Annotated in this window: 17 protein-coding genes; 9 read left to right on the forward strand and 8 right to left on the reverse strand. The window is 71.6% G+C overall.

Going from position 1 to position 21,124, the window contains the following annotated elements:
* Positions 1-180: 180 nt before the first annotated feature.
* The 4 genes from N5079_RS04470 to hemG form a co-directional block, all read right to left on the reverse strand.
* Positions 181-1,125 (reverse strand): GNAT family N-acetyltransferase, encoded by a 945-nt coding sequence (locus N5079_RS04470; protein WP_261582102.1) that lies wholly within the window; start codon positions 1,123-1,125, stop codon positions 181-183.
* A 294-nt stretch (positions 1,126-1,419) separates the two neighbouring features.
* Entirely contained in the window at positions 1,420-1,848 is a 429-nt protein-coding gene (locus N5079_RS04475) for a barstar family protein (protein WP_261582103.1), read from the reverse strand.
* A 112-nt stretch (positions 1,849-1,960) separates the two neighbouring features.
* The gene (gene hemQ / locus N5079_RS04480; protein ID WP_261582104.1) at positions 1,961-2,662 is read right to left on the reverse strand and encodes a hydrogen peroxide-dependent heme synthase; all 702 of its coding nucleotides are present in this window, start codon (positions 2,660-2,662) and stop codon (positions 1,961-1,963) included.
* Positions 2,663-2,679: 17 nt separating this feature from the next.
* On the reverse strand, positions 2,680-4,119 hold the full coding sequence (gene hemG / locus N5079_RS04485) for a protoporphyrinogen oxidase (protein ID WP_261582105.1): 1,440 nt from the start codon (positions 4,117-4,119) through the stop codon (positions 2,680-2,682).
* Between the two features lie 183 nt (positions 4,120-4,302).
* Here hemG and N5079_RS04490 point away from each other — a divergent pair, with 183 nt between their 5' ends.
* Positions 4,303-5,406, forward strand: a complete 1,104-nt coding sequence (locus tag N5079_RS04490) for a DUF4349 domain-containing protein (RefSeq protein ID WP_261582106.1) — start codon at positions 4,303-4,305, stop codon at positions 5,404-5,406.
* Positions 5,407-5,581: 175 nt separating this feature from the next.
* Here the strand turns inward: N5079_RS04490 and hemE are convergent, their stop codons facing one another.
* Positions 5,582-6,631 (reverse strand): uroporphyrinogen decarboxylase, encoded by a 1,050-nt coding sequence (hemE, locus tag N5079_RS04495; RefSeq protein WP_261582107.1) that lies wholly within the window; start codon positions 6,629-6,631, stop codon positions 5,582-5,584.
* Between the two features lie 570 nt (positions 6,632-7,201).
* Between hemE and N5079_RS04500 the strand changes: the two genes are divergently transcribed.
* The 5 genes from N5079_RS04500 (at position 7,202) to N5079_RS04520 (ending at position 12,264) form a co-directional block, all read left to right on the forward strand.
* The gene (locus tag N5079_RS04500; RefSeq protein ID WP_261582109.1) at positions 7,202-7,798 is read left to right on the forward strand and encodes a DUF3000 domain-containing protein; all 597 of its coding nucleotides are present in this window, start codon (positions 7,202-7,204) and stop codon (positions 7,796-7,798) included.
* 3 nt (positions 7,799-7,801) lie between these two features.
* Entirely contained in the window at positions 7,802-9,025 is a 1,224-nt protein-coding gene (locus N5079_RS04505; protein ID WP_261582110.1) for an HRDC domain-containing protein, read from the forward strand.
* Between the two features lie 82 nt (positions 9,026-9,107).
* Entirely contained in the window at positions 9,108-10,253 is a 1,146-nt protein-coding gene (locus tag N5079_RS04510) for a Gfo/Idh/MocA family protein (protein ID WP_261582111.1), read from the forward strand.
* A 5-nt stretch (positions 10,254-10,258) separates the two neighbouring features.
* On the forward strand, positions 10,259-11,434 hold the full coding sequence (locus N5079_RS04515; RefSeq protein ID WP_261582282.1) for a dihydrodipicolinate synthase family protein: 1,176 nt from the start codon (positions 10,259-10,261) through the stop codon (positions 11,432-11,434).
* Positions 11,431-12,264, forward strand: coding sequence for a sugar phosphate isomerase/epimerase family protein (locus N5079_RS04520; RefSeq protein WP_261582112.1), 834 nt, complete (start codon positions 11,431-11,433; stop codon positions 12,262-12,264). Before N5079_RS04515 ends, N5079_RS04520 begins: the two co-directional genes overlap by 4 nt.
* 47 nt (positions 12,265-12,311) lie before the next feature.
* Here N5079_RS04520 and N5079_RS04525 read toward each other — a convergent pair whose 3' ends face one another.
* Positions 12,312-13,310 carry a LacI family DNA-binding transcriptional regulator gene (locus N5079_RS04525; RefSeq protein ID WP_261582113.1) on the reverse strand — a complete coding sequence of 333 codons (999 nt, stop codon included), beginning with the start codon at positions 13,308-13,310 and terminating at the stop codon, positions 12,312-12,314.
* Between the two features lie 146 nt (positions 13,311-13,456).
* On the opposite strand from N5079_RS04525, the gene N5079_RS04530 reads away from it, so the two are divergent.
* The 3 genes from N5079_RS04530 (at position 13,457) to N5079_RS04540 (ending at position 17,466) form a co-directional block, all read left to right on the forward strand.
* The gene (locus N5079_RS04530; protein ID WP_261582114.1) at positions 13,457-14,653 is read left to right on the forward strand and encodes a thiolase family protein; all 1,197 of its coding nucleotides are present in this window, start codon (positions 13,457-13,459) and stop codon (positions 14,651-14,653) included.
* Positions 14,650-16,755, forward strand: coding sequence for a 3-hydroxyacyl-CoA dehydrogenase NAD-binding domain-containing protein (locus N5079_RS04535; RefSeq protein WP_261582115.1), 2,106 nt, complete (start codon positions 14,650-14,652; stop codon positions 16,753-16,755). The genes N5079_RS04530 and N5079_RS04535 overlap by 4 nt, the downstream gene beginning before the upstream one ends.
* A gap of 75 nt (positions 16,756-16,830) precedes the next feature.
* A complete protein-coding gene (locus tag N5079_RS04540; RefSeq protein WP_261582116.1) occupies positions 16,831-17,466 on the forward strand; it encodes a LysE family translocator in 636 nt (211 codons plus the stop codon).
* Here N5079_RS04540 and N5079_RS04545 read toward each other — a convergent pair.
* Positions 17,432-18,913, reverse strand: a complete 1,482-nt coding sequence (locus N5079_RS04545; protein WP_315967778.1) for an amino acid permease — start codon at positions 18,911-18,913, stop codon at positions 17,432-17,434. The two genes, N5079_RS04540 and N5079_RS04545, sit on opposite strands and share 35 nt — an antisense overlap.
* A gap of 104 nt (positions 18,914-19,017) precedes the next feature.
* Positions 19,018-20,919 (reverse strand): 1-deoxy-D-xylulose-5-phosphate synthase, encoded by a 1,902-nt coding sequence (dxs, locus tag N5079_RS04550; RefSeq protein ID WP_261582117.1) that lies wholly within the window; start codon positions 20,917-20,919, stop codon positions 19,018-19,020.
* Positions 20,920-21,124 lie beyond the last annotated feature (205 nt).

Below are 21,124 nucleotides of genomic sequence, written 5' to 3' on the forward strand. Positions count from 1 at the left end.
AGATGGACCACACCGGGGGTCGAGACCCCGGTGCGGTGGCCGCGTACGCTCATCCGACCGCATCAGAGGGAACGGAGGCGACGGCGACGTGAGCGAGAAGGGCAACCCATGGCAGACGCCCATGCGGCCCATTAACTCATGCGGCCCATTAGGCGTTCGTGGACGCTGTCGCGCCGCGGGTCAGCCCCAGGCCATATTGATCTCGCGCTGGAAGATGACGTATCCGGCACGGTGAAACGCCTCGGCCATCGGGATGTTTCCGACGTCCGTGGCGGCACGGATCCGTGGGACGCCCTGTTCCGCGAGGATCCTCGTCCCCTCGGCGAGCAGATCGCCGGCGTAGCCGTTCCCTCGGTGTCGTGGCAGGACGCCGAGGTAAGCGATGATCGGGTTGTAGCTGTTGCGGGCCGGGATGACGAATCCCACGGGATCGCCGTCGGCCGACATCGCGATCCGCCACCAGTCCCGCGGGCTCTGGTAGGCCGCCAGTTCCTCGTCGTACTGCGCGACGGCCGCCTGTGCGGGCGTCATCCGGGCCAGATCGGCATGACTGTGCGCGTCGAGGGTGCCCTCCAGGACGAGAGTCATCAGCTCGACGAGCTCTTCGCGGTCGCCGACCGGTCTGAAGCTCAGGCGCCGGCTCGGCTCGGGAATCGGCGTCCCGGGACGCCACTCCAGGCGCAGCCGTTCGACAAGCAGCCGGGCGCCGGACCGTTCGAGTACGGCCATGCGGTCCTCGACCATGCGCCTGGTCGCCCCCTCGTCGCGCCACCGAGGGGGAAGGAACCGGCTGTACTCAGGCGGGCGGACGCCCACCGGCAGGATCGCGGCCATCGCGGTCCCGAGCAGCCGGACTCCGATGTCGACACGCTCCGGTTCAAGCGTGGCGTCGTCGAGGTCGAGCGTGTCCAGCATGAACGGCGGGTCGTTCTCGCGCCGAGCCCACCAGGCCAGCCTGGCGACAGGGCGGTCTCCCCGCAGCGCCATCCACATCCATTCCGGCCGTCGGCGGCCGGAGTCGAGATCGTGCGCCATTTCCTCGTTGAGGACGTAGGGCAGGCGACAGAAGAGCTCGATTTCTTCGCGCCCGGTGATAGGGCGCATGGTCAGGTCGTTCTGGGTCAAGGCACTTCCCTTGGAACAGGTGTGCCCGCTCGTCCCGGGGGTCAGCTACAGGCTGCGGCCCAGGAAGGAACTGGCACGACGGTCATGGCACGCATCGGCTTATCCCTCCTCTCGTTCGGTTCCGGTCGTCGGCGGCCGGATGCTCCTCGACGTTCTATCCGAGGTGCCGCCGGGTGCGCAAACCCTTTTCCGCCCCCAGGGATGGTCATGGGGGCTGCGTCCGGCGCTCTCTGGCGCATCCTCGGCAAGAACCGGATCAGGGGCGAAGTCCGCCGGCGCGGGCGGCGCCCTGTCTCACCCGCTGATGCCGCCGGAGCCCTTCCTTTCCAGCCGCCGCCTCAGGGCCGCGAGGCGGGCCTCGTCGTCGGCCAGCTCGACGGCGACATCCGGGCTGCCCGGCTCGCGGAAATCAGCGACGACGGTCCGGAGGATGTCGGCGAGAACCCTCAGCTCGCTCTCGTCACCCTCGATGAGCAGGTCGCCGGCGTTCTCGACGCGCAGCACGAGTCCATCCCCGGATGGCACGCTGTCGTGCAGGAAATCGATCAGGCACTCCTCGAACGCGTCCCAGTTCCGGCCGAAGTACCCCGGGAACGACAGCCGCCCGGCCCAATGGGTGAGCAGGGACTCCTTCGTCCGGCATCGGTGGCCGTCGAGCAGGCGGACCGTGACGTCCCCCGCCAATGGCCGGGAACCGGCCAGCGACCAGACGCGCTCCTCCATGGGCACTCCCCTCTCGCCTCCCGCGCGACCGGCATCGGACTGCTTCCCGGGCCGGTGGGAAGGGCCGTGGTCCTGGCGAGTTCCCGTGGCTCTGGCGGGGCCGGAACAACCGTCAGGGAAGGGCGGCGATGAGCTCCGTGACGGGCTTGCGGGTTCCCGTGTAGAACGGGATCTCGATCCGGGTGTGCCGCCTCGCCTCGGCCCCCCGGAGGTGGCGCATGAGGTCGACGATGCGGTGCAGTTCGTCGGCCTCGAAGGCCAGCATCCACTCGAAGTCGTTGAGCGCGAAGCAGGCGACCGTGTTGGCCCGCACGTCGGGGTAGTCGCGGGCCATCTTGCCGTGCTCGGCCAGCATCGCCCTGCGCTCGGCGTCGTCCAGCAGGTACCACTCCAGGGACCGCACGAACGGGTAGACGCACACGAAGCCCCTCGGCTCCTCCTCGGCGAGGAAGGCCGGGATGTGCGACTTGTTGAACTCGGCGGGCCGGTGCAGCGCCATGGCCGACCAGACCGGCTCGCTCGCGCGGCCGAGCGCGGTGCGGCGGAACCGGGTGTAGACCTCCTGCAGGTCCTCCGCCGACGGCGCGTGCCACCAGAACATGAAGTCCGCGTCGGCGCGGAACCCCGAGACGTCGTAGCAGCCCCGGGTCACCACGTCCTTGCCCGCCGACTGCGCCAGCAGCTCGTCGAGCTCCTCGGCGAGGCCGTCGCGGTTGGGCGGCAGGTGGTCGCGCAGCCGGAAGACCGACCACATGGTGTAGCGGATTACCTGGTTCAGATCACGCGCCTTGGGCCGCGGGGTGCCGTCCGTCATACCGCCATTCTGCCGCGTCACCGGTCCGCTTCCTCTCCCGCCCCGGCCAGCGCCCGTGACTCCAGATGCTCCAGGACGCGCGCGGCAGCCGTACGGGCCGTGGCCGCGCACGCCGGGATGCCGAGCCCGTCGTAGGCCGCGCCGCACACGGCAAGACCGGGCTGTACGGCTATCGCGGCGCGGACGCGGGCCACGCGGTCGAGGTGGCCCACGTCGTACTGCGGGAGCGAGCCGCCCCACCGCGTGACACGGGTGTCGGTCGGCAGGCCCCGCACCCCCATGATCTCGGCCATCTCGTTCATCGCCAGGGCCACCAGCTCCGCGTCGTCGCGTTGCAGCACGGCCTCCTCCCCGAGGCGGCCGAGGGAGCACCGGAGGATGACGAGGTTGCGGTCGGCCTCGGCGAGGTGCGGCCACTTGGTGGTGCTGAAGGTCACGGCCTTCACCGGCCTGCCCTCCACGGGCGGGACGAGGTAGCCGCTGCCGGATGGGGGCTCCGGGAAGGCCGTCTTGGGGTAGGCCAGCGTGACGATGGCCATGCTGGCGTACTCGATCCGGGCCAGCTCGGCCGCCGCCTTCGGCACCTCGCGCGCCAGCAGCCGCGACGCGGCGGCCGCCGGGACCGCGAGGACGACGGCGTCGGCCTCGATGACCTCCTCGTCCCTGGTCGGGCCGGTGACCAGCCGCCAGCCGTCCGCCGTACGGGCGAGCTCGCGGACCATCACGCCGGTCCGGAGCTCCGCGCCGGAGGCCTTCGCGACCGCGTGCGGCAGGCCGCCCAGGCCGTTCCTGAGGGTGGTGAAGACCGGCCCGGCGTCCTTGGGCGCCTCCTCGACGATCGCCCTGGCCGCCCGCAGCAGCGACCGCTCGGTGCGGGCGGCGGCGGCGACCCGCGGCATGGTCGCCTCGAGGGAGAGCATGTCGGAACGGCCCGCGTAGATCCCGCCCAGCAGCGGCTCGATCATCCGGTCCACGACCTCTCCGCCCACCCGGGCGCGGATGTAGGCCGCGACCGACACGTCCGTGGTCACGAGCGTCGGGGGAAGGATCTCGTCGAGCGGCACCCGGGCGAGGCCGCCCGGCGACAGGATGCCCGACCTCGCGAGCGCGAGCAGGTCCGAGGGGACGCCCATCACCTGGCCCTTGGGCAGGCCGCGCAGCGAGCCCCTGGACAGGATCGCGGCCTGGGTCGTCCCCGGGTCCACCAGCGTGTCGCCCAGGCCGGCCAGCCGCGCCAGCTCCTTGCCCTCGGGGCGCCGCGCCAGCATGGCCTCGGCGCCCGCGTCGACCTCGACGCCGGCGACCTCGGAGGCGTGCAGCTTGCCGCCGATCCGCGAGGCGCCGTCGAGTACGGTGATCTTCAGGCGAACGTCGCCGCGGCTCAGGTGCAAGGCGGCGGTCACACCGGCGATGCCGGCCCCCACGACCACCACATGACGATCACGAGTCCCGTCCATACGAGAAAGCTACCCGCCCGGGGCGCCGGGCCTCCCACCGCCGTGACGTCTCGCGCGGCACACCGGCACAGCCGCCGCACCCCTCGCGCGTCCGGAGGCGGCGCCGCAGGACCGCGATGGACCCGTGACGTCATCGTGACGGCCGCCGCCAAACCCGCGTCCCCGGCGCTCCGTCTTAAGGGCATGACACGATTCCGGTACGGAATGGCGGCCCTGGCCGCGGTGGCGTTCATGATTTCCGGGTGCGGCGGCGGCGGGGAGTCGTCGATGTCCGACAGCGGCGGGACGGCCCGGAGCGTGGCCGCTCCCGTGGCGCCCGCGGCGGGGGGCACAGAGGGGGCCGGGGTAAGGTCCTACGCCAAGCGGGAGCCGGCCCCCCTGGCCGAGGACGCGCGGGCGGGGGCGGACACCACGCGTGACCAGGCCCCGCTGAAGATGGAGCCGGTCGATCGGTCGATCGTCTACACGGCCGAGCTGACGGTCCGGGCCACAGACGTGGCGGCCGCGGCGGACAAGGCCAAGCAGCTGGTGACGACCGCCGGGGGCTACGTCGCGGAGGAGAAGAGCGACTCCTACTCCCGCCGCGACGAGGCGGTCATCACCTTCAAGATCCCGCCGGCCCGCTACCAGGACGTCCTGGCTCAGCTCGGCCGCGACCTCGGCAAGCGGGAATCGCTGCACCAGGGCGCGCAGGACGTCACCGAGGAGGTGGCCGACGTGGACAGCCGGGTGCGGTCGGCCAAGTCCACTCTCGACCAGTTCCGCACGCTGCTCTCCAAGGCGGGCAAGATCGGCGAGATCCTGGAGATCGAGCGGGAGATCTCCAGCCGCGAGGCCGACCTGGAGGCGCTCCAGGCCAGGCAGAAGGCCCTCGCCGCGCAGACCGGCATGGCGACCGTCACCCTCACCCTCGCCGGTCCGGCGGCCGCGCCCGCGAAGCCCAAGGAGAAGGAGTCGGGCTTCATCTCCGGTCTCAAGGGCGGGTGGAGGGCCCTCGTGACATCGACCGAGGTCGCGCTGACCGTGCTCGGCGCGCTGCTCCCCTGGCTCGTGATAGTCGCCGTGGTCTGGCTGGTCGTCGCGTTGGTGCTGCGCCGCGGAAGGCCACGCCGTACGGCCGGAGCGTCACCCGCGCCGTCATCCACGCCGTCGCCCGTCCCGCCGTCACCGCGCCTCGAATCCCGTACGGCGGAGCCGGCTCACTCAGCGGCAGCCCACTCGCCCGGGCGGCAGCCCGGCTCCCCAACGCCGGAACAGCAGGAGCCGCACGAGCACGGGCGGGAGTAGGCGGCGGTCCCGGAGCCTCAAGGGCTCCGCCGGCCGAGCGGTGACCGCTGCTCAACACGCGGCGGCCGGCCGGGCCGCGCGCCATCCAGACGCGGCGCGCCGGGCCGCGCGCCATCCAGACGCGGCGCGCCGGGCCGCGCGCCATCCAGACGCGCCGGGCCGGGCCGCGCACCGCTCAGCGGACCGAGATCTCGTGGACGAGGTCGGTGAGCCGGGCGAGCTGGTCCGGGTCGGTGGACGGGAGCACGCCGTGTCCGAGGTTGAACACGTGTCCCTCCGCCACCCGGCCGCGCTCCAGGACGTCGCGGGCCCGCTCGCCGACGACCTCCCAGGGGGCGAGGAGGATCGCGGGGTCGAGGTTGCCCTGCAGGGCCTTCCCCGCCCCGACCCGCAGCGCCGCCTCGTCGAGCGGCACGCGCCAGTCGACGCCGACCACGTCGGCCCCGGCCTCTCCCATCACGCCGAGCAACTCGCCCGTCCCGACCCCGAAGTGAATGCGGGGCACGCCGAGATCCGCCAGGCCCGCGAAGATCGCGCGGGTGTGCGGCAGCACATAGGTCCGGTAGTCGGCGGGGGCGACCGCGCCGACCCAGGAGTCGAAGAGCTGGACGGCCGAGGCGCCCGCGGTGGCCTGCACGCGGAGGAAGCCCAGGGTGATGGCGGTCAGCCGCTCCATGAGCTCGTGCCACAGATCGGGCTCGCCGTACATCATGGCCTTCGTGCGGTCGTGGTTCTTCGAGGGGCCGCCCTCGATGAGGTACGACGCCAGCGTGAAGGGACCGCCCGCGAAGCCGATGAGCGGGGTCCCGTCGAGCTCCTTGACGAGCGCCTGTACAGCCTCCGTGACGTACGGCACATCGGTCGGCTCAAGGGGGCGCAGGGCGGCGACGGCGGCGTGGTCCCGGATCGGGGATCCCACGACCGGCCCGACTCCCGGCTTGATGTCCAGATCGACCCCGATGGCCTTCAGCGGGACGACGATGTCGCTGAAGAAGATCGCCGCGTCCGTGCCGTACCTGCGGACCGGCTGCATGGTGATCTCCACCACGAGGTCCGGCGTGGCGCAGGCGGTGAGCATGGGGATGCCCTCGCGCAACCGGCGGTACTCGGGCAGCGACCGGCCGGCCTGGCGCATGTACCAGACCGGCGTGTGCGGAACGGGCTCGCGCCGGCAGGCGCGGAGAAAGGCGGAGTCTGCCAGAGAGTCGGCCAGCTGGGGATTCACTCTCCAAGCGTCCCACGTCGGCACACCGGCCGGGCCCCCAACCCACCAGTCTCGGCGGCCATCGGGACGGACCATGGGCGGACGCGGCACGCCACGCCGCCCGTGTCGTGCGGCACGGACGGTGTCAATGATCGGTATGGTGATTCCCACCCCGTCGTGTGAGTCATTTCACAACTCGGCAAAGTGTTCGTTATGCGGCCATCCGGCATCCATTCCAATACCACTTTCGAGACACGCCGAGCGCGTTGCGGGGAAATGTCGGCGGGACGTGCCAACGTCGGATCAGTCCCGAGCGACCGACACGACCGTGGATCCGACGAGAGGCCCGGAGCGATGACTTCGATGTGGAGTTCCCCCGAACGCCGCACTGAGCACTGTGCCGGCTGCGACTCCGAACAGATGTTCGAGCAGCCGCGCGCCATGGCCGGCCACGGCGTGCGTCCGGAACCGGTGTTGACGGTCGGCGGGCGCGCCCCGCTAGTTGCGATGGTTACGGCTTGACGACTACCGATGCCCCCCACAGCCACCCCCCTGCTTCGCGCTATCCCGAATCCGACCTACTCTTCGGTCATGACCCTCGGTGAACCGCCGGCGCCTCCCGCCGCCTTCCGGCGCGCGCTGGAGACGTTGCGCCCCGCCCAGGTCAGGCCGGAGATCGAGCTGGAGGACATCCCGGCGCCGCAGCGGCTCGCGCCCTATTCCGGGGCGGTCGGAGCCTCCGTCTACCGCGACGACGACGAGCTCGCCGTCGGCCGCCTGATCATGCTGTTCGACCCGGACGGCCAGCGGGGCTGGGAGGGGCCGTTCCGCCTGGTCGCCTACGTCCGCGCCGACATGGAGCCGGAGATCACCTCCGACCCGCTGCTCGGACCGGTCGCCTGGAGCTGGCTCACCGAGGCGCTCGACGCGCACGGCGCCACGTACGCCGCCGCCGGCGGCACGGTCACCCGGGCGGTGTCGGAGGGCTTCGGCAACAAGGCCGAGGATCCCGTCACCACCGAGCTGGAGCTGCGGGCGTCCTGGTCCCCGCTGGACGAGGACCTGTCGCCGCACGTCGCCGCCTGGTGCGACCTGATGTGCATCGCGGCGGGCATCCCGCCCCTGCCCCCCGACGTCGCGGCGCTGCATCCGCGCCCGGCCCGCCGTGAAGATCCGAAAGTCCCTTAACAAGTGACCGAACCTGAAGTCCAGCCCCTGTTGGAGCCACGCGAAGGAATTCCGCCCGTCATCGAGGACCCGGCAGCGCTGACGGCTGCCGTGCAGGCCTTCGCCCGGGGGACCGGGCCGGTCGCGGTCGACGCCGAGCGCGCCTCCGGCTACCGCTACAGCGGGCGCGCCTACCTGGTGCAGCTCCGCCGCGCGGGAGCGGGGAGCGCGCTCATCGACCCGGTGCCCTGCCGCGACCTGACCGCCCTGAACGACGCCCTGGGGGATGCCGAGATCGTCCTCCACGCGGCGACCCAGGACCTGCCGTGCCTGGCCGAGCTGGGCTTCCGGCCCCGGCGGCTGTTCGACACCGAGCTGGCGGGGCGGCTTCTCGGCTACGAACGGGTCGGGCTCGGGACGATGGTCGAGGTCGTCCTCGGGCTCCGGCTGGAGAAGGGCCACTCGGCCGCCGACTGGTCGACCCGGCCGCTGCCCGAGGCGTGGCTGCGCTACGCCGCGCTCGACGTGGAGGTGCTGATCGAGCTCCGCGACGTCCTCTACGCGGAGCTGGAGGCCACCGGCAAGCTGGAGTGGGCGCTGGAGGAGTTCGCCGCGATCCTGGCGGCCCCGACCGCGCCGCCGAGGAGCGACCCGTGGCGGCGCACGTCGGGCATCCACCGCGTCCGGACGCTGCGCGGCCTCGCCGTCGTGCGGGAGCTGTGGACGCTGCGTGACGAGATCGCCCAGGCCGCCGACCTGGCGCCGGGCCGGGTGCTGCCCGACTCGGCGATCGTGCAGGCCGCTCTGGACCAGCCGCGCACCACCAAGGCGCTCACCGACATCGCGCCGTTCACCGGCCGCAGCGCCCGGCGCCACCTGCGGGAATGGCTCTCCGCGGTGACGCGGGCGCGGAGCATGCCCGACGTGGAGCTGCCACAGCCGGTCGGCCCTGGCGACGGCCCGCCCCCGGCCAACCGGTGGGCCGACCGCGACCCCGTCGCCGCGAAACGGCTCGCCGCCGCGCGGGCGGTGGTGGCCGCCCTCGCCGACGAGCACCGCATGCCCACGGAGAACCTGCTCCAGCCCGACGCGGTACGGAGGCTCACGTGGGAGCCGCCCGCGGATCTCTCGGAGGAGGCGATAGCCGTACGGCTGCGCGAGCTCGGGGCGCGGGAATGGCAGATCGCGCTGACCGCGCACCCGATGGCCAAGGCGCTCGAAAGGCTGGAGATCAAGGGCGAGGTCTGACATCTCTGCCTTGTCATGGCGATCGCGGCGTGGCTATCCTTTTCGGGAAAGCGCTTTCCTACAGCGATGAGGAGTGCTCCGGATGAGCGACCGCGTTGTCGGCGTCGTGATGAACGGCGTCACCGGGCGGATGGGGTATCGCCAGCACCTCGTCCGTTCCGTTCTGGCCATCAACGAGCAGGGCGGGGTGACGCTCTCCGACGGCAGCCGCGTGAGCCTCCGGCCCGTCCTCGTCGGCCGCGACCTTCGCAGGGTCGGCGACGTCGCCGACCGCCACGGCATCGCCGACTACACCACGGACCTGGACGACGCCCTGGCCGACCCGGACAACACGATCTACTTCGACGCCCAGGTGACCCAGGCCAGGGTCGCGGCGACTCTCAAGGCAATCGAGCTGGGCAGGCACGTCTACACCGAGAAGCCCACCGCCGAGACGGTCGCCGACGCCGTACGGCTGGCCGAGGCCGCCGCCGAGGCCGGGGTGAAGAACGGCGTCGTGCAGGACAAGCTGTACCTGCAGGGACTGCTAAAGCTCAAGCGCCTGATCGACGGCGGGTTCTTCGGCCGGATCCTGTCGGTGCGCGGCGAGTTCGGCTACTGGGTGTTCGAGGGCGACTGGCAGCCGGCGCAGCGCCCGTCGTGGAACTACCGGGTCGAGGACGGTGGCGGCATCGTGCTGGACATGTTCCCGCACTGGGCCTACGTCCTGGAGAACCTGTTCGGCCGGGTCGAGTCGGTGTACGCGCACGTCTCCACCCACATCCCCGAGCGGTGGGACGAGCGCGGCCAGGTCTATAAGGCGACCGCCGACGACGCGGCCTACGGCGTCTTCGAGATCGAGGGCGGCGTCGTGGCGCAGATCAACTCCTCTTGGACGGTCCGCGTCAACCGTGACGAGCTGGTCGAGTTCCAGGTGGACGGCACACATGGCAGTGCGGTCGCCGGGCTGCGCAACTGCAGGATCCAGCACCGGGGCAGCACGCCGAGGCCGATCTGGAACCCCGACGTCCCGGTCACCGAGTCGTTCCGCGACCAGTGGCAGGAGGTGCCGGACAACACCGAGTTCGAGAACGGCTTCAAGTTCCAGTGGGAGATGTTCATCCGGCACGTCCTGGAGGACGCCCCGTTCCCGCACACCTTCGCCGCGGGCGCCCGTGGCGTGCAACTGGCCGAGCTGGCTCTGCGCTCCCACGCCGAGGGGCGCCGCCTCCCGGTGGAGGAGCTGTGACCGGCCTGGAGATCCGGCTGCCGGGGTCGGCCGAGCCGTACCGGCTGCGTGAGCCCGTGACCTGGGCGCCGCCGCCCGCCGCGCCGTCCTCGCGGGTCGTCTACGCGGCGGCCCACGTGGTCGCGAACGTCCACGGCGAGAACGGCCCCGGTCTGCCCGCCGACGTCGACTGGGACGCCACGCTCCGCTTCCGGCGGCACCTGTGGTCGTACGGCCTGCGCGTCGCGGACGCCATGGACACGGCCCAGCGGAACATGGGCCTCGACTGGGCCGCCACGCGGGAGCTGATCCGGCGCAGCGCCGCCGAGGCCGGCTCACTCGGCGACCCGGCGGAGCTGGTGGCCTGCGGCGCGGGCACCGACCACGTGCCGGACGCCGGAACCCTGGACGAGATCGTCGCCGCGTACACCGAGCAGGTCGAGACCGTGCGGACGGCCGGGGCCGGGGTGATCCTGATGGCCAGCCGCCAGCTCGCCCGCGTCGCGAGGGGCCCGGAGGACTACCACGCGGTGTACGGCAAGCTGCTGGGGCAGGCCGACCGGCCCGTGATCCTGCACTGGCTGGGCGAGATGTTCGACCCCCAGCTCGCCGGATATTGGGGGTCACGCGACGTGGAGGCGGCCACCGAGTCGTTCCTCGCGCTCATCCGCGACCACGCGCCCATGGTGGAGGGCGTCAAGGTGTCGCTGCTGGACGAGGACCACGAGGTGCGGCTCCGCGCGGCGCTCCCCGAGGGCGTCCGGCTGTACACCGGCGACGACTTCAACTACCCGTCGCTGATCAAGTCGGGCTCGCACGCGCTGCTGGGCATCTTCGACGCGATCGCCCCCGCGGCGGCCGCCGCGCTCCAGGCCCTCGACGAGGCGGAGTGGGCCGGCGACGAGCCCACCCGGGCGCGGCACCTGACGGCCTACGACGAGATCTTCGCCCCGACGGTGCCGCTGTCCCGGAAGATCTTCGAAACCCCGACGTACCACTACAAGACGGGCATCGTCTTCCTCGCGTGGCTCGCCGGGCGCCAGGACGGGTTCGTCATGGTCAACGGCGCCCAGTCGGCGCGCTCGATCACCCACCTGGCCGAGGTCTTCCGCCTGGCCGACCAGGCGGGCCTGCTTCCCGACCCCGAGCTGGCCGTCCACCGTATGAAGGCTCTCCTGACCACCTGTGGTGTCCTGCCATGACTCTCTCGCTGAATCAGTGGACCACCAGGCGGTGGTCGGTCAAGGAGGCCGTGGACGGGTGCGTACGGCACGGCGTCGAGGCCATCGGGCTGTGGCGGCAGAACGTCGCCGAGCAGGGGCTCGATGAGACCATCATGCTCGTCCGCGACGCCGGGCTGCGGGTCTCGTCGCTCTGCCGGGGCGGCTTCCTCACCGGGGACTCCTACGAGGAGGACAACCGGCGGGCGATCGACGAGGCGGCCGCGCTCGGCGCGGCGTGCCTGGTCATGGTCGTCGGAGGGCTGCCCGGCGTCGTGCCGGGCGAGCCGCTCGGGGAGATCTCCCGCGACCTGCCGGACGCCCGGAAGAGGGTCGCCGACGCCCTGGCCGTGCTCGCCCCCTACGCCGCCGAGCGGGGCGTGCGGCTGGCTCTGGAGCCGCTGCACCCGATGTACTGCGCCGACCGGGCCGTCCTGTCCACCCTGGGCCAGTCGCTCGACCTCGCCGCGCCGTACGCGCCGGAGACGGTCGGGGTGGTCGTGGACACCTTCCACGTGTGGTGGGATCCGCAGGTGTTCGAGCAGATCGAGCGCGCGGGCCGGGAGGGGCGGATCGCGTCCTACCAGGTGTGCGACTTCCTGAGCCCGCTGCCCGCCGACGTCCTGCTGGGCCGCGGCATGATGGGCGACGGCGTGATCGATTTCGGGCCCCTGACCGAGGCCGTCACGGCCGCCGGGTACGCGGGGGACATCGAGGTCGAGATCTTCAACGCCGACGTCTGGGCGGCGGACCCCGACGAGGTCATGGCGACGATGAGGGCCCGCTTCGCCGCCCTCGTCCGGCCGCTCTGACCGGCCCCCTGGCCCCTGGTCTGAAGCCGCCTGAGGCTTAACGGCGCTCAGGCCAGGGGACGGACGCTCTCTCGGAGGACGACCTCGCACTCGACGGGGACCACGCGGGGCTCGTCGCCCTCCTCCCCCGAGAGGGCCAGCTCGACCGCCTGGGCGCCCATCTCCGCGAGCGGCAGCCGCACCGTCGTGAGGCTCGGGGTCAGGTCGCGCAGGGGCCCTATGTCGTCGAATCCGGCGACCGAGATGTCGTCCGGCACCCGCACTCCCCGGCTCCTGAGGGCGGCGAGCGCGCCGACCGCCATCACGTCGTTGACCGCGAAGACGCAGGTCGCCCCGGCGACCTCCTGGACCGCCTCGTAGCCGCCGTCCCGGTCGAAGGGGCCGTGGATCACCTGCGGCTCGGGGAGGCCGAGCCCGGCGAGCGCCTCCGCGAACCCGGCGGAGCGGTCGGCCGCCGTGATGAGGTGGGGCGGCCCGGCCAGCACGGCGAACCTGGTGTGCCCCAGGGCGGCCAGCGAGCGGGCCAGTTCGGCCGCCCCCTCGCGGTTGGCCGGCGCGATCGTGCCGACGCCGAGCAGGTCCTGGCCGACGCAGGCGACGCGGCCGCCGGACTCGCGGTAGCGGTCCAGCTCCACCCGCAGCCGGGAGGTCACGTCCGGGTCGGTGACCCGGGAGCCCGAGATCAGCACCGCGCGGACGCGCTGGGCGTTCAGGGTGGAGACGTAGGCGATCTCCCGCTCGGGGTCGCGGTGGGTGGTGCCGACCATCACCATGTGGCCGTGCGCCTCGGCCGCCCGCATCGCGCCGTCGGCGAGCGCGGCGAAGTAGGGGTCGACGAGGTCGTGCACGACCAGCCCGATGACGTTGCTCGCGCCGCGGGCCAGCGTCTGGGCGGCCACGTTCGTCCGGTAGCCCAGCACGGCGGCCGACTTCTCCACCCGCTCGCGCATCGTCCGCCCCACGTTGCGGGAGCTTCCGTTGAGCACGCGCGACGCCGTCGCGAGCGACACCCCCGCGTGCCTCGCGACGTCTTCCAGAGTGACCACGCCACCTCCATTCGGAAAGCGGTTTCCAGTATGCCAAAGCACCGCTGGCACGAGGCCATGCTTCCATGGCCGCACCCCTGATCCCGACAACAGTTACTGGCCAGTAGCATGTGGGGTGAAGCTACCGACAAGTAGGAGCCAACCCCGTGCCTGCGTCCCGTGAAGTCGTCTTCGTCGACGGCGTTCGGACGCCTTTCGGCAAGTCGGGCCCCAAGGGCCTGTACGCCGAGACGCGTGCCGACGACCTGGTTGTCCGCGTCATCCGCGAGCTGATGCGGCGCAACCCCAGCCTCCCGCCCGAGCGGGTGGACGAGGTCGCCATCGCGGCCACCACCCAGATCGGCGACCAGGGTCTCACCATCGGCCGGTCGGCCGCCGTGCTCGCCGGGCTGCCGAAGTCGGTCCCCGGCTACGCCATCGACCGCATGTGCGCCGGGGCGATGACCGCCGTCACGACGGTGGCGGGCGGCATCTCCTTCGGAGCATACGACGTGGCCATCGCCGGCGGGGTCGAGCACATGGGCCGCCACCCGATGGGCGAGGGCGTCGACCCCAACCCGCGGTTCCTGTCCGAGCAGCTCGTGGACGGCTCGGCCCTGATCATGGGCATGACCGCGGAGAACCTGCACGACCGCTACCCGTCCATCACCAAGGACCGCGCCGACGCCTACGCCGTCGCCTCGCAGGAGAAGGTGGCCAAGGCGTACGCCGATGGCAAGATCCAGCATGACCTGGTGCCGATGGCGACCCGCAAGGCGGCCGAGGGCTGGAGCCTGGCCACGGCCGACGAGGCGCCCCGGCCCGGCACCAGCCTGGAGGGCCTGCGGAGCCTGAAGACCCCCTTCCGCGCCCACGGCAGGGTCACGGCGGGCAACGCGTCCGGCATCAACGACGGTGCGACGGGCTGCATCGTGGCCGCCGAGGAGGTCGCCGAGGAGCTCGGGCTGACCCCCCGCATGCGGCTGGTCTCCTACGCCTTCGCCGGCGTTGACCCCGAGGTCATGGGCGTCGGCCCGATCCCGTCGACCGAGCGGGCGCTGCGCCTCGCCGGGCTGTCCATCGGCGACATCGGCCTCTTCGAGATCAACGAGGCCTTCGCCGTACAGGTGCTGGCCTTCCTGGAGCACTTCGGCATCGCAGACGACGACCCCCGCGTGAACCCGTACGGCGGCGCGATCGCGTTCGGCCATCCGCTGGCGTCGTCGGGCGTCCGGCTGATGACCCAGCTCGCCCGCGAGTTCGCCGAGCGGCCCGACGTCCGGTACGGCATCACCACGATGTGCGTCGGCATGGGCATGGGCGGCACGGTCATCTGGGAGAACATCGGAGGGAATCCGGCATGAGCAACGTCGACAACTGGAAGTCCCTCCTCAGCGAGAAGACCGCCGACGAGGTCGTCACGAAGGCTCTCGTCCGCGACGTCGAGCTGCCGTACGGCGCGGGCACCATGGCGCTGATCACGCTGGACAACGGGTTCGACCACACCAAGCCCAACACGTTCGGCCCGCACGGCCTGCTCGCGCTGAACGAGGCCCTCGACGGCATCGCCGCCCGCGGCGATGTGGCGGCCGTCGGCGTCGTCGGCAAGCCGTTCATCTTCGCGGTCGGCGCCGACCTCAAGGGCGCCGCGACGGTGAGCTCGCATGAGGAGGCCAAGGCCATCGGGGCGCTGGGGCACCACGTGTTCCGCCGCCTCGGCGAGCTGTCCGTCCCGTCGTTCGCCTTCGTCAACGGCGCGGCGATGGGCGGCGGCCTGGAGATCGCGCTGCACTGCACGTATCGCACCGTGTCCTCCGGCGTCCCGGCCATCGCGCTGCCGGAGTGCTTTCTCGGCCTCGTCCCGGGCTGGGGCGGCACGCAGCTCCTCCCCCGCCTGATCGGCCCCGAGAAGGCCATCAAGCTGATCATCGAGAACCCGCTGTCGCAGAACCGGATGATCAAGGGGCGCGACGCGTACGCGCTCGGGATCGCCGACGCGATGTTCGAGCCGGCCGACTTCCTGGAGGAATCGCTCCGCTGGGCCGCCGAGCTCCTGCGCGGTGATGTGGCCGTGGAGCGCGCGTCGCACACCGAGGACGACTGGACCGCGGTGATCGAGCAGGCGCGGACGCTGGTCGACCTGAAGCTCCGCGGCGCCTCCCCCGCGCCCTACCGGGCGCTCGACCTGGTGGCGCTGGCCCGCACCGCGTCGCGGGACGAGGGTTTCGCGGCCGAGGACGAGGCGCTCGCCGACCTGCTGATGGGCGATGAGCTGCGCGCCGGGCTGTACGCGTTCGACCTCGTGCAGCGCCGGGCCAAGCGGCCCGCGGGCGCGCCGGACAAGTCGCTGGCCCGCAAGGTCACCAAGGTCGGCGTCGTGGGCGCCGGGCTGATGGCCTCGCAGCTCGCGCTGCTGTTCGCGCGCCGGCTGGAGGTGCCGGTCGTGCTGACCGACCTCGACCAGGCCCGCCTGGACAAGGGCGTCGGCTACGTGCACGCCGAGGTGGACAAGCTGCTGGGCAAGGGACGGATTTCCGGCGACCAGGCCAACCGGCTCAAGGCCCTGGTGACCGGCTCGCTGACGAAGGACGCGTTCGCGGACGCCGACTTCGTCATCGAGGCCGTCTTCGAGGACCTGAAGGTCAAGCAGCGGGTCTTCGCCGAGGTCGAGGAGGTCGTCTCCGAGACGTGCGTGCTGGCCACCAACACCTCCTCTCTGTCGATCACCGAGATGGCGTCTGAGCTGCGGCATCCGGAGCGGGTGGTGGGCTTCCACTTCTTCAACCCGGTCGCCGTGCTGCCGCTGCTGGAGATCGTCCGAGGCGCGGCGACCGACGACGCGACGCTCGCCACGGCCTTCGCGGTCGGCAAGTCGCTGAAGAAGTCGTCCGTGCTGGTCAAGGACGCCCCCGCGTTCGTCGTCAACCGGCTGCTGACCCGCTTCATGGGCGAGGTCACCGCGGCCGCCGACGAGGGCACCCCGCTGGAGGTGGCCGACCACGCGCTGGACGGCCTCGGCCTGCCGATGACGCCGTTCACGCTGCTCCAGCTCGTCGGCCCCGCCGTCGCGCTGCACGTGGCGGAGACCATGCACGCGGCCTTCCCGGACCGCTACGGCGTCTCGGAGAACCTGGCCAGGCTCGTCGCGGCGGGCAAGCCCGGCGTCTACGGCGCGGACTTCCAGATCGACCCCGAGGTGCGGGCGCTGTTCGAGGGCGGCTCCCGCCCGTCCTCCGCCGAGGAGGTGCGGCTCCGCGCGCTCCGGGCGCTGGCCCAGGAGATCCGGCTCATGCTCGACGAGGGCGTGGTGGCCGCTCCCGAGGACATCGACCTGTGCATGATCCTCGGGGCGGGCTGGCCGTTCCACACCGGCGGCGTCACACCGTACCTCGACCGGACCGGCATCTCCGAGGAGGTCACCGGCGGCCGGTTCCTGCCGCCGGGGGTCGCCTCGGTTCCCGCATAGCCGGTTAGACGCGCCGCCGCCCTCTCGATAGCCTCACGAGAACATCTCGAAAGGGGATATCGGGAGGGTGGCGGCGTGCGCGAGTTGCTGCTCGGGCTCAGCCTCGGGCTGGGCGCGGGGGTCACGCCGGGGGCCCTGCTGAGCCTGGTGATCACCTCCGGCCTGCGCGGCGGCTTCCGGGCCGGGCTGCGTCTCGCCTGCGTGCCGCTGCTGTCGGACCTCCCGGTCGTGCTGCTGTCCATCACGGCCGTCGGCGCGCTGCCCGGCCTGATCGTGCGGGTCCTGTCGGTCGTGGGCGGCCTCTACGTGGTCTACCTCGGCGTCTCCACCATCCGCGAAGCCCGTACGGCGAAGCCGCCCGAGCCCGGAGCCGACGAGACGCCCGCGCGGAAGGCGGTCCTCCACGGGGTCGTGGTCAACCTCCTCAACCCGCATCCCTGGCTCTTCTGGATCGCGGCCGGCGCGCCCGTCTTCACCGCCGCGTGGGGCAGGGCCCCCGCGTCGGCGCTCGCCTTCGTCTCCGGCTTCTACCTCGTCCTGTGCGGGTCCAAGGTGGTGCTGGCCTGGGCGATCGGGGCCGGACGGCACCGCCTCACCCCGGGTGGCTACCGGATCCTGCTGGGCGCCGCCGGCGTCCTGCTGACCGCCGCCGGGGCCGTGCTCATGTCTCAAGGGCTCATGTTTCAAGGAGTGATGGCCGCTCCCCGGTGACCGAGACCCGGCTGCGGCGGTGGCCGTACCCGAAGTAGACGCCGGTGCCGACGACCATCCAGATGAGGAACCGGAGCCAGGTCTCCACCGGCAGGTTGAGCATCAGATAGACACAGGCGAGCACCGAGAGGACCGGCAGCACCGGAACCCACGGCGTCCGGAACGACCGCGGCAGGTCGGGGCGGGTCCTCCGCAGGATCACGACCGCGATCGAGACGACGACGAACGCGAACAGCGTGCCGATGTTGACGAGCTCCGCGATCGCGCTGAGCGGGATGAGCGCCGCCAGCAGCGCGGTCACCACTCCGATGATGATCGTGATGACGTACGGCGTGCGGAACCGGGGATGGACGCGGGCCAACCGGCGCGGCAGCAGGTTGTCCCGGCACATCGCGAACAGCACCCGGCTCTGACCCAGCATGAGGATCATGACGACCGTGGTCAGGCCCGCGATGCCGCCGAAGCTGATCAGCGTCGCCAGCCACGGCTGCCCCACGGCGCGGAAGGCGTCGGCGAGCGGGGCCGAGACGCTGAGCTGACTGTAGTGCTGCATGCCCACGACGACGAGCGAGACCGCGACGTAGAGGATCGTGCAGACGACGAGCGAGGCGATGATGCCGATCGGGAGGTCGCGCTGCGGGCGGCGGGTCTCCTCGGCCGCCGTCGCGACCACGTCGAACCCGATGTAGGCGAAGAAGACGAGCGCGGCGCCGGTGAAGATCCCGAAGACGCCGTAGACGACGGGCTTCACCCCGAACAGCACCTGGATGAGCGGCGCGCCGAGCCCGCTCTTGCCCGCGATCTCGTGGGACGGCGGGATGAACGGCTGGTAGTTGGCGCCCTTCACGAAGAACAGCCCGGCGACGATGACGAGCAGCACGACCGCGACCTTGATCGCCACCATGGTGGCGTTGAACCGGGCCGACAGCTTGATCCCGGCCACCAGGACGGCCGTCAGCAGCAGCACGATCAGCGCGGCCGGCACGTTGAAGACCGCCTTGTCACCGGCGATCGACTCCGGCAGGTAGACGCCGAAGTTCTTCAGCAGCGAGGCGAAGTAGCCCGACCAGCCGGACGCCACCACGGCCGCCCCGAGAGCGAGCTCCAGCATGAGGTCCCACCCGATGATCCACGCAGGGAACTCGCCGATCGTGGCGTACGCGAAGGTGTAGGCCGATCCCGCCACGGGGACGGTGGCGGCGAACTCGGCGTAGCAGAGGGCCGCCAGACCGCAGGCGACGGCGGCGGCCACGAAGGAGAGCGCCACCGCCGGCCCCGCCGTGTCCCGCGCCGCCACGCCGGTCAGCACGAAGATGCCCGTGCCGACGATGACGCCGATGCCGAAGACGGTCAGGTCGAGGGCGGTCAGGCTTCGCTTGAGGCGATGCTCGCCGCCCTCGGCGTCCTCTATTGACTGCTCCACCGACTTTGTCCGGAAGACGCTCATCCGCAGGCTCCTCATCATGCCGATGACCTGCAGGCTTCCCGGAAAAGCGATCCTTACTCGCGGTTGACGGAGCAGTTGCCCGGAGAGTTACCGAGCGGCGGGCGCTAGACCTGGCGGGCGGGGTGGCCCTCCAGGACGGGCGAGCGCTTGGCGACCGCCTCGGTGATCTCCCGGGCGAGGTCCTGCCCGGTGAGGCCGACGTCAGCGAGGATCTTCGCCCGCTTGGCGGGGTCGAGGAACCGCTGCGGGATGCCGTAGGTCCGCACCGGCACGTCCACGTCGGCGTCGCGCAGCAGGCGCGCCACGGCGTCGCCGACGCCACCGACCCTGCCGTTGTCCTCCACCACGACGACGAGCTTGTGGGCGGAGGCGGCCAGCACGAGGGCCTCGTCCAGCGGCTTGACCCAGCGCGGGTCCACCACCGTGGCGGAGATGCCCTGGGCGTCGAGCAGGGTCGCCGCCTCCATGCAGATCTCCACCATCGGGCCCACCGCGACCAGCAGCACGTCCGGGTCGCCCGCGCGCAGCACGTCCATCTCGCCGAGCTTCCCGACGGCCTCGATCTCCTTGGGCACCGCGCCCTTGGGGAAGCGGACCACCGACGGGCCGCCCTCGACGCCGAGAGACTCGCCCAGCAGCTCGCGGAGCCGTACGGCGTCGCGCGGGACGGCGATGGACAGGCCGGGGACCACCTGGAGGATCGACAGGTCCCACATGCCGTTGTGGCTGGCCCCGTCGTCGCCCGTGACGCCGGCCCGGTCGAGCACCACCGTGACGGGCAGCCGGTGCAGGGCGACGTCCATCAGGAGCTGGTCGAAGGCGCGGTTGAGGAAGGTCGCGTAGACGGCCACGACCGGGTGCAGGCCGCCGAGCGCCAGCCCGGCCGCGCTCGTCAGCGCGTGCTGCTCGGCGATGCCCACGTCGTAGATCCGGTCCGGGTAGGCGTCCGCGAACGCGGCCAAGCCGGTCGGGTGGAGCATCGCCGCGGTGATCGCGACGACGTCCTGCCGCTCCGCGCCGATCTTGACCATCTCCTCGCTGAACACGTTGGTCCAGCTGTGCGGCCTGGCGCGCTCCTCGCCGGTCTCGACGTCGAACGGCTGGGGGCTGTGGAAGCAGTCCTCGTCGTGGTTCTCCGCGTGCGAGTAGCCGTTGCCCTTGCGGGTGAGCACGTGCACGATGACCGGTCCGCGGAACGCCCTGGCGCGCCGCAGTGCCGCCTCCACGGCTTCCTCGTCGTGGCCGTCGATCGGGCCGACGTACTTCAGCCCCAGATCCTCGAACATGACCTGTGGGGAGAAGATGTCCTTGAGCCCCTTCTTGACGCCGTGCAGCGTCTCGTAAAGGGGACCGCCGACGACCGGGACCTTGCCGAGGTTGTTCTTGACGAGCTCCAGCGCGTGCTCGTAGCCCTGGGTCATCCGCAGCGACGACAGGTGCGACGCGAGGCCGCCGATCGTCGGGGAGTAGGAGCGGCCGTTGTCGTTGACCACGACGATCAGCGGCAGGTCCTTGTGCCCCGCGATGTTGTTCAGCGCCTCCCAGGCCATGCCGCCCGTCAGCGCGCCGTCGCCGATCACGGCCACGACCGTGCGGTCGGACTCCTGACGGAGCCGGAAGGCCTTGGCCAGGCCGTCCGCGTAGGACAGCGCGGTCGAGGCGTGCGAGTTCTCGATGACGTCGTGCTCGGACTCCGCCTGGCTGGGGTAGCCGGACAGCCCGCCCTCCTGCCGGAGCGTGCCGAAGTCGCCCGCGCGGCCGGTCAGCATCTTGTGCACGTACGCCTGGTGGCCGGTGTCGAAGAGGATGCGGTCCCGCGGGGAGTCGAAGACGCGGTGCAGGGCGATGGTCAGCTCGACGACCCCGAGGTTGGGGCCGAGGTGGCCGCCCGCCCTGGCGACGGAGGTGATCAACAGGTCGCGGATCTCGGCGGCGAGGCGCGGTAGTTGTCCGGCCTCCAGGTTCTTCACATCGAGCGGGTCCCTTATCGTCTCCAGAATCCCCACCGAGTCATCCCTTCCCGCTCGCCGTTGAACAGATCGAGTCTAGTTCGCGGCGGAGCGCGTCCCTCCATGGGCTGCACTGAACCTCGACGTACCCACCTTGGAATCCCTTTGATTCCGCTTTACCCACAGCTGAATCGTCCCCTACGCTCGTGATCTCGTGCCGAGACCGATGTCACGCCATATCGCGCTGTGTCCGGATATTTCG

This window comes from Planotetraspora sp. A-T 1434, from assembly GCF_025420585.1.
GTDB lineage: Bacteria > Actinomycetota > Actinomycetes > Streptosporangiales > Streptosporangiaceae > JAOEGB01.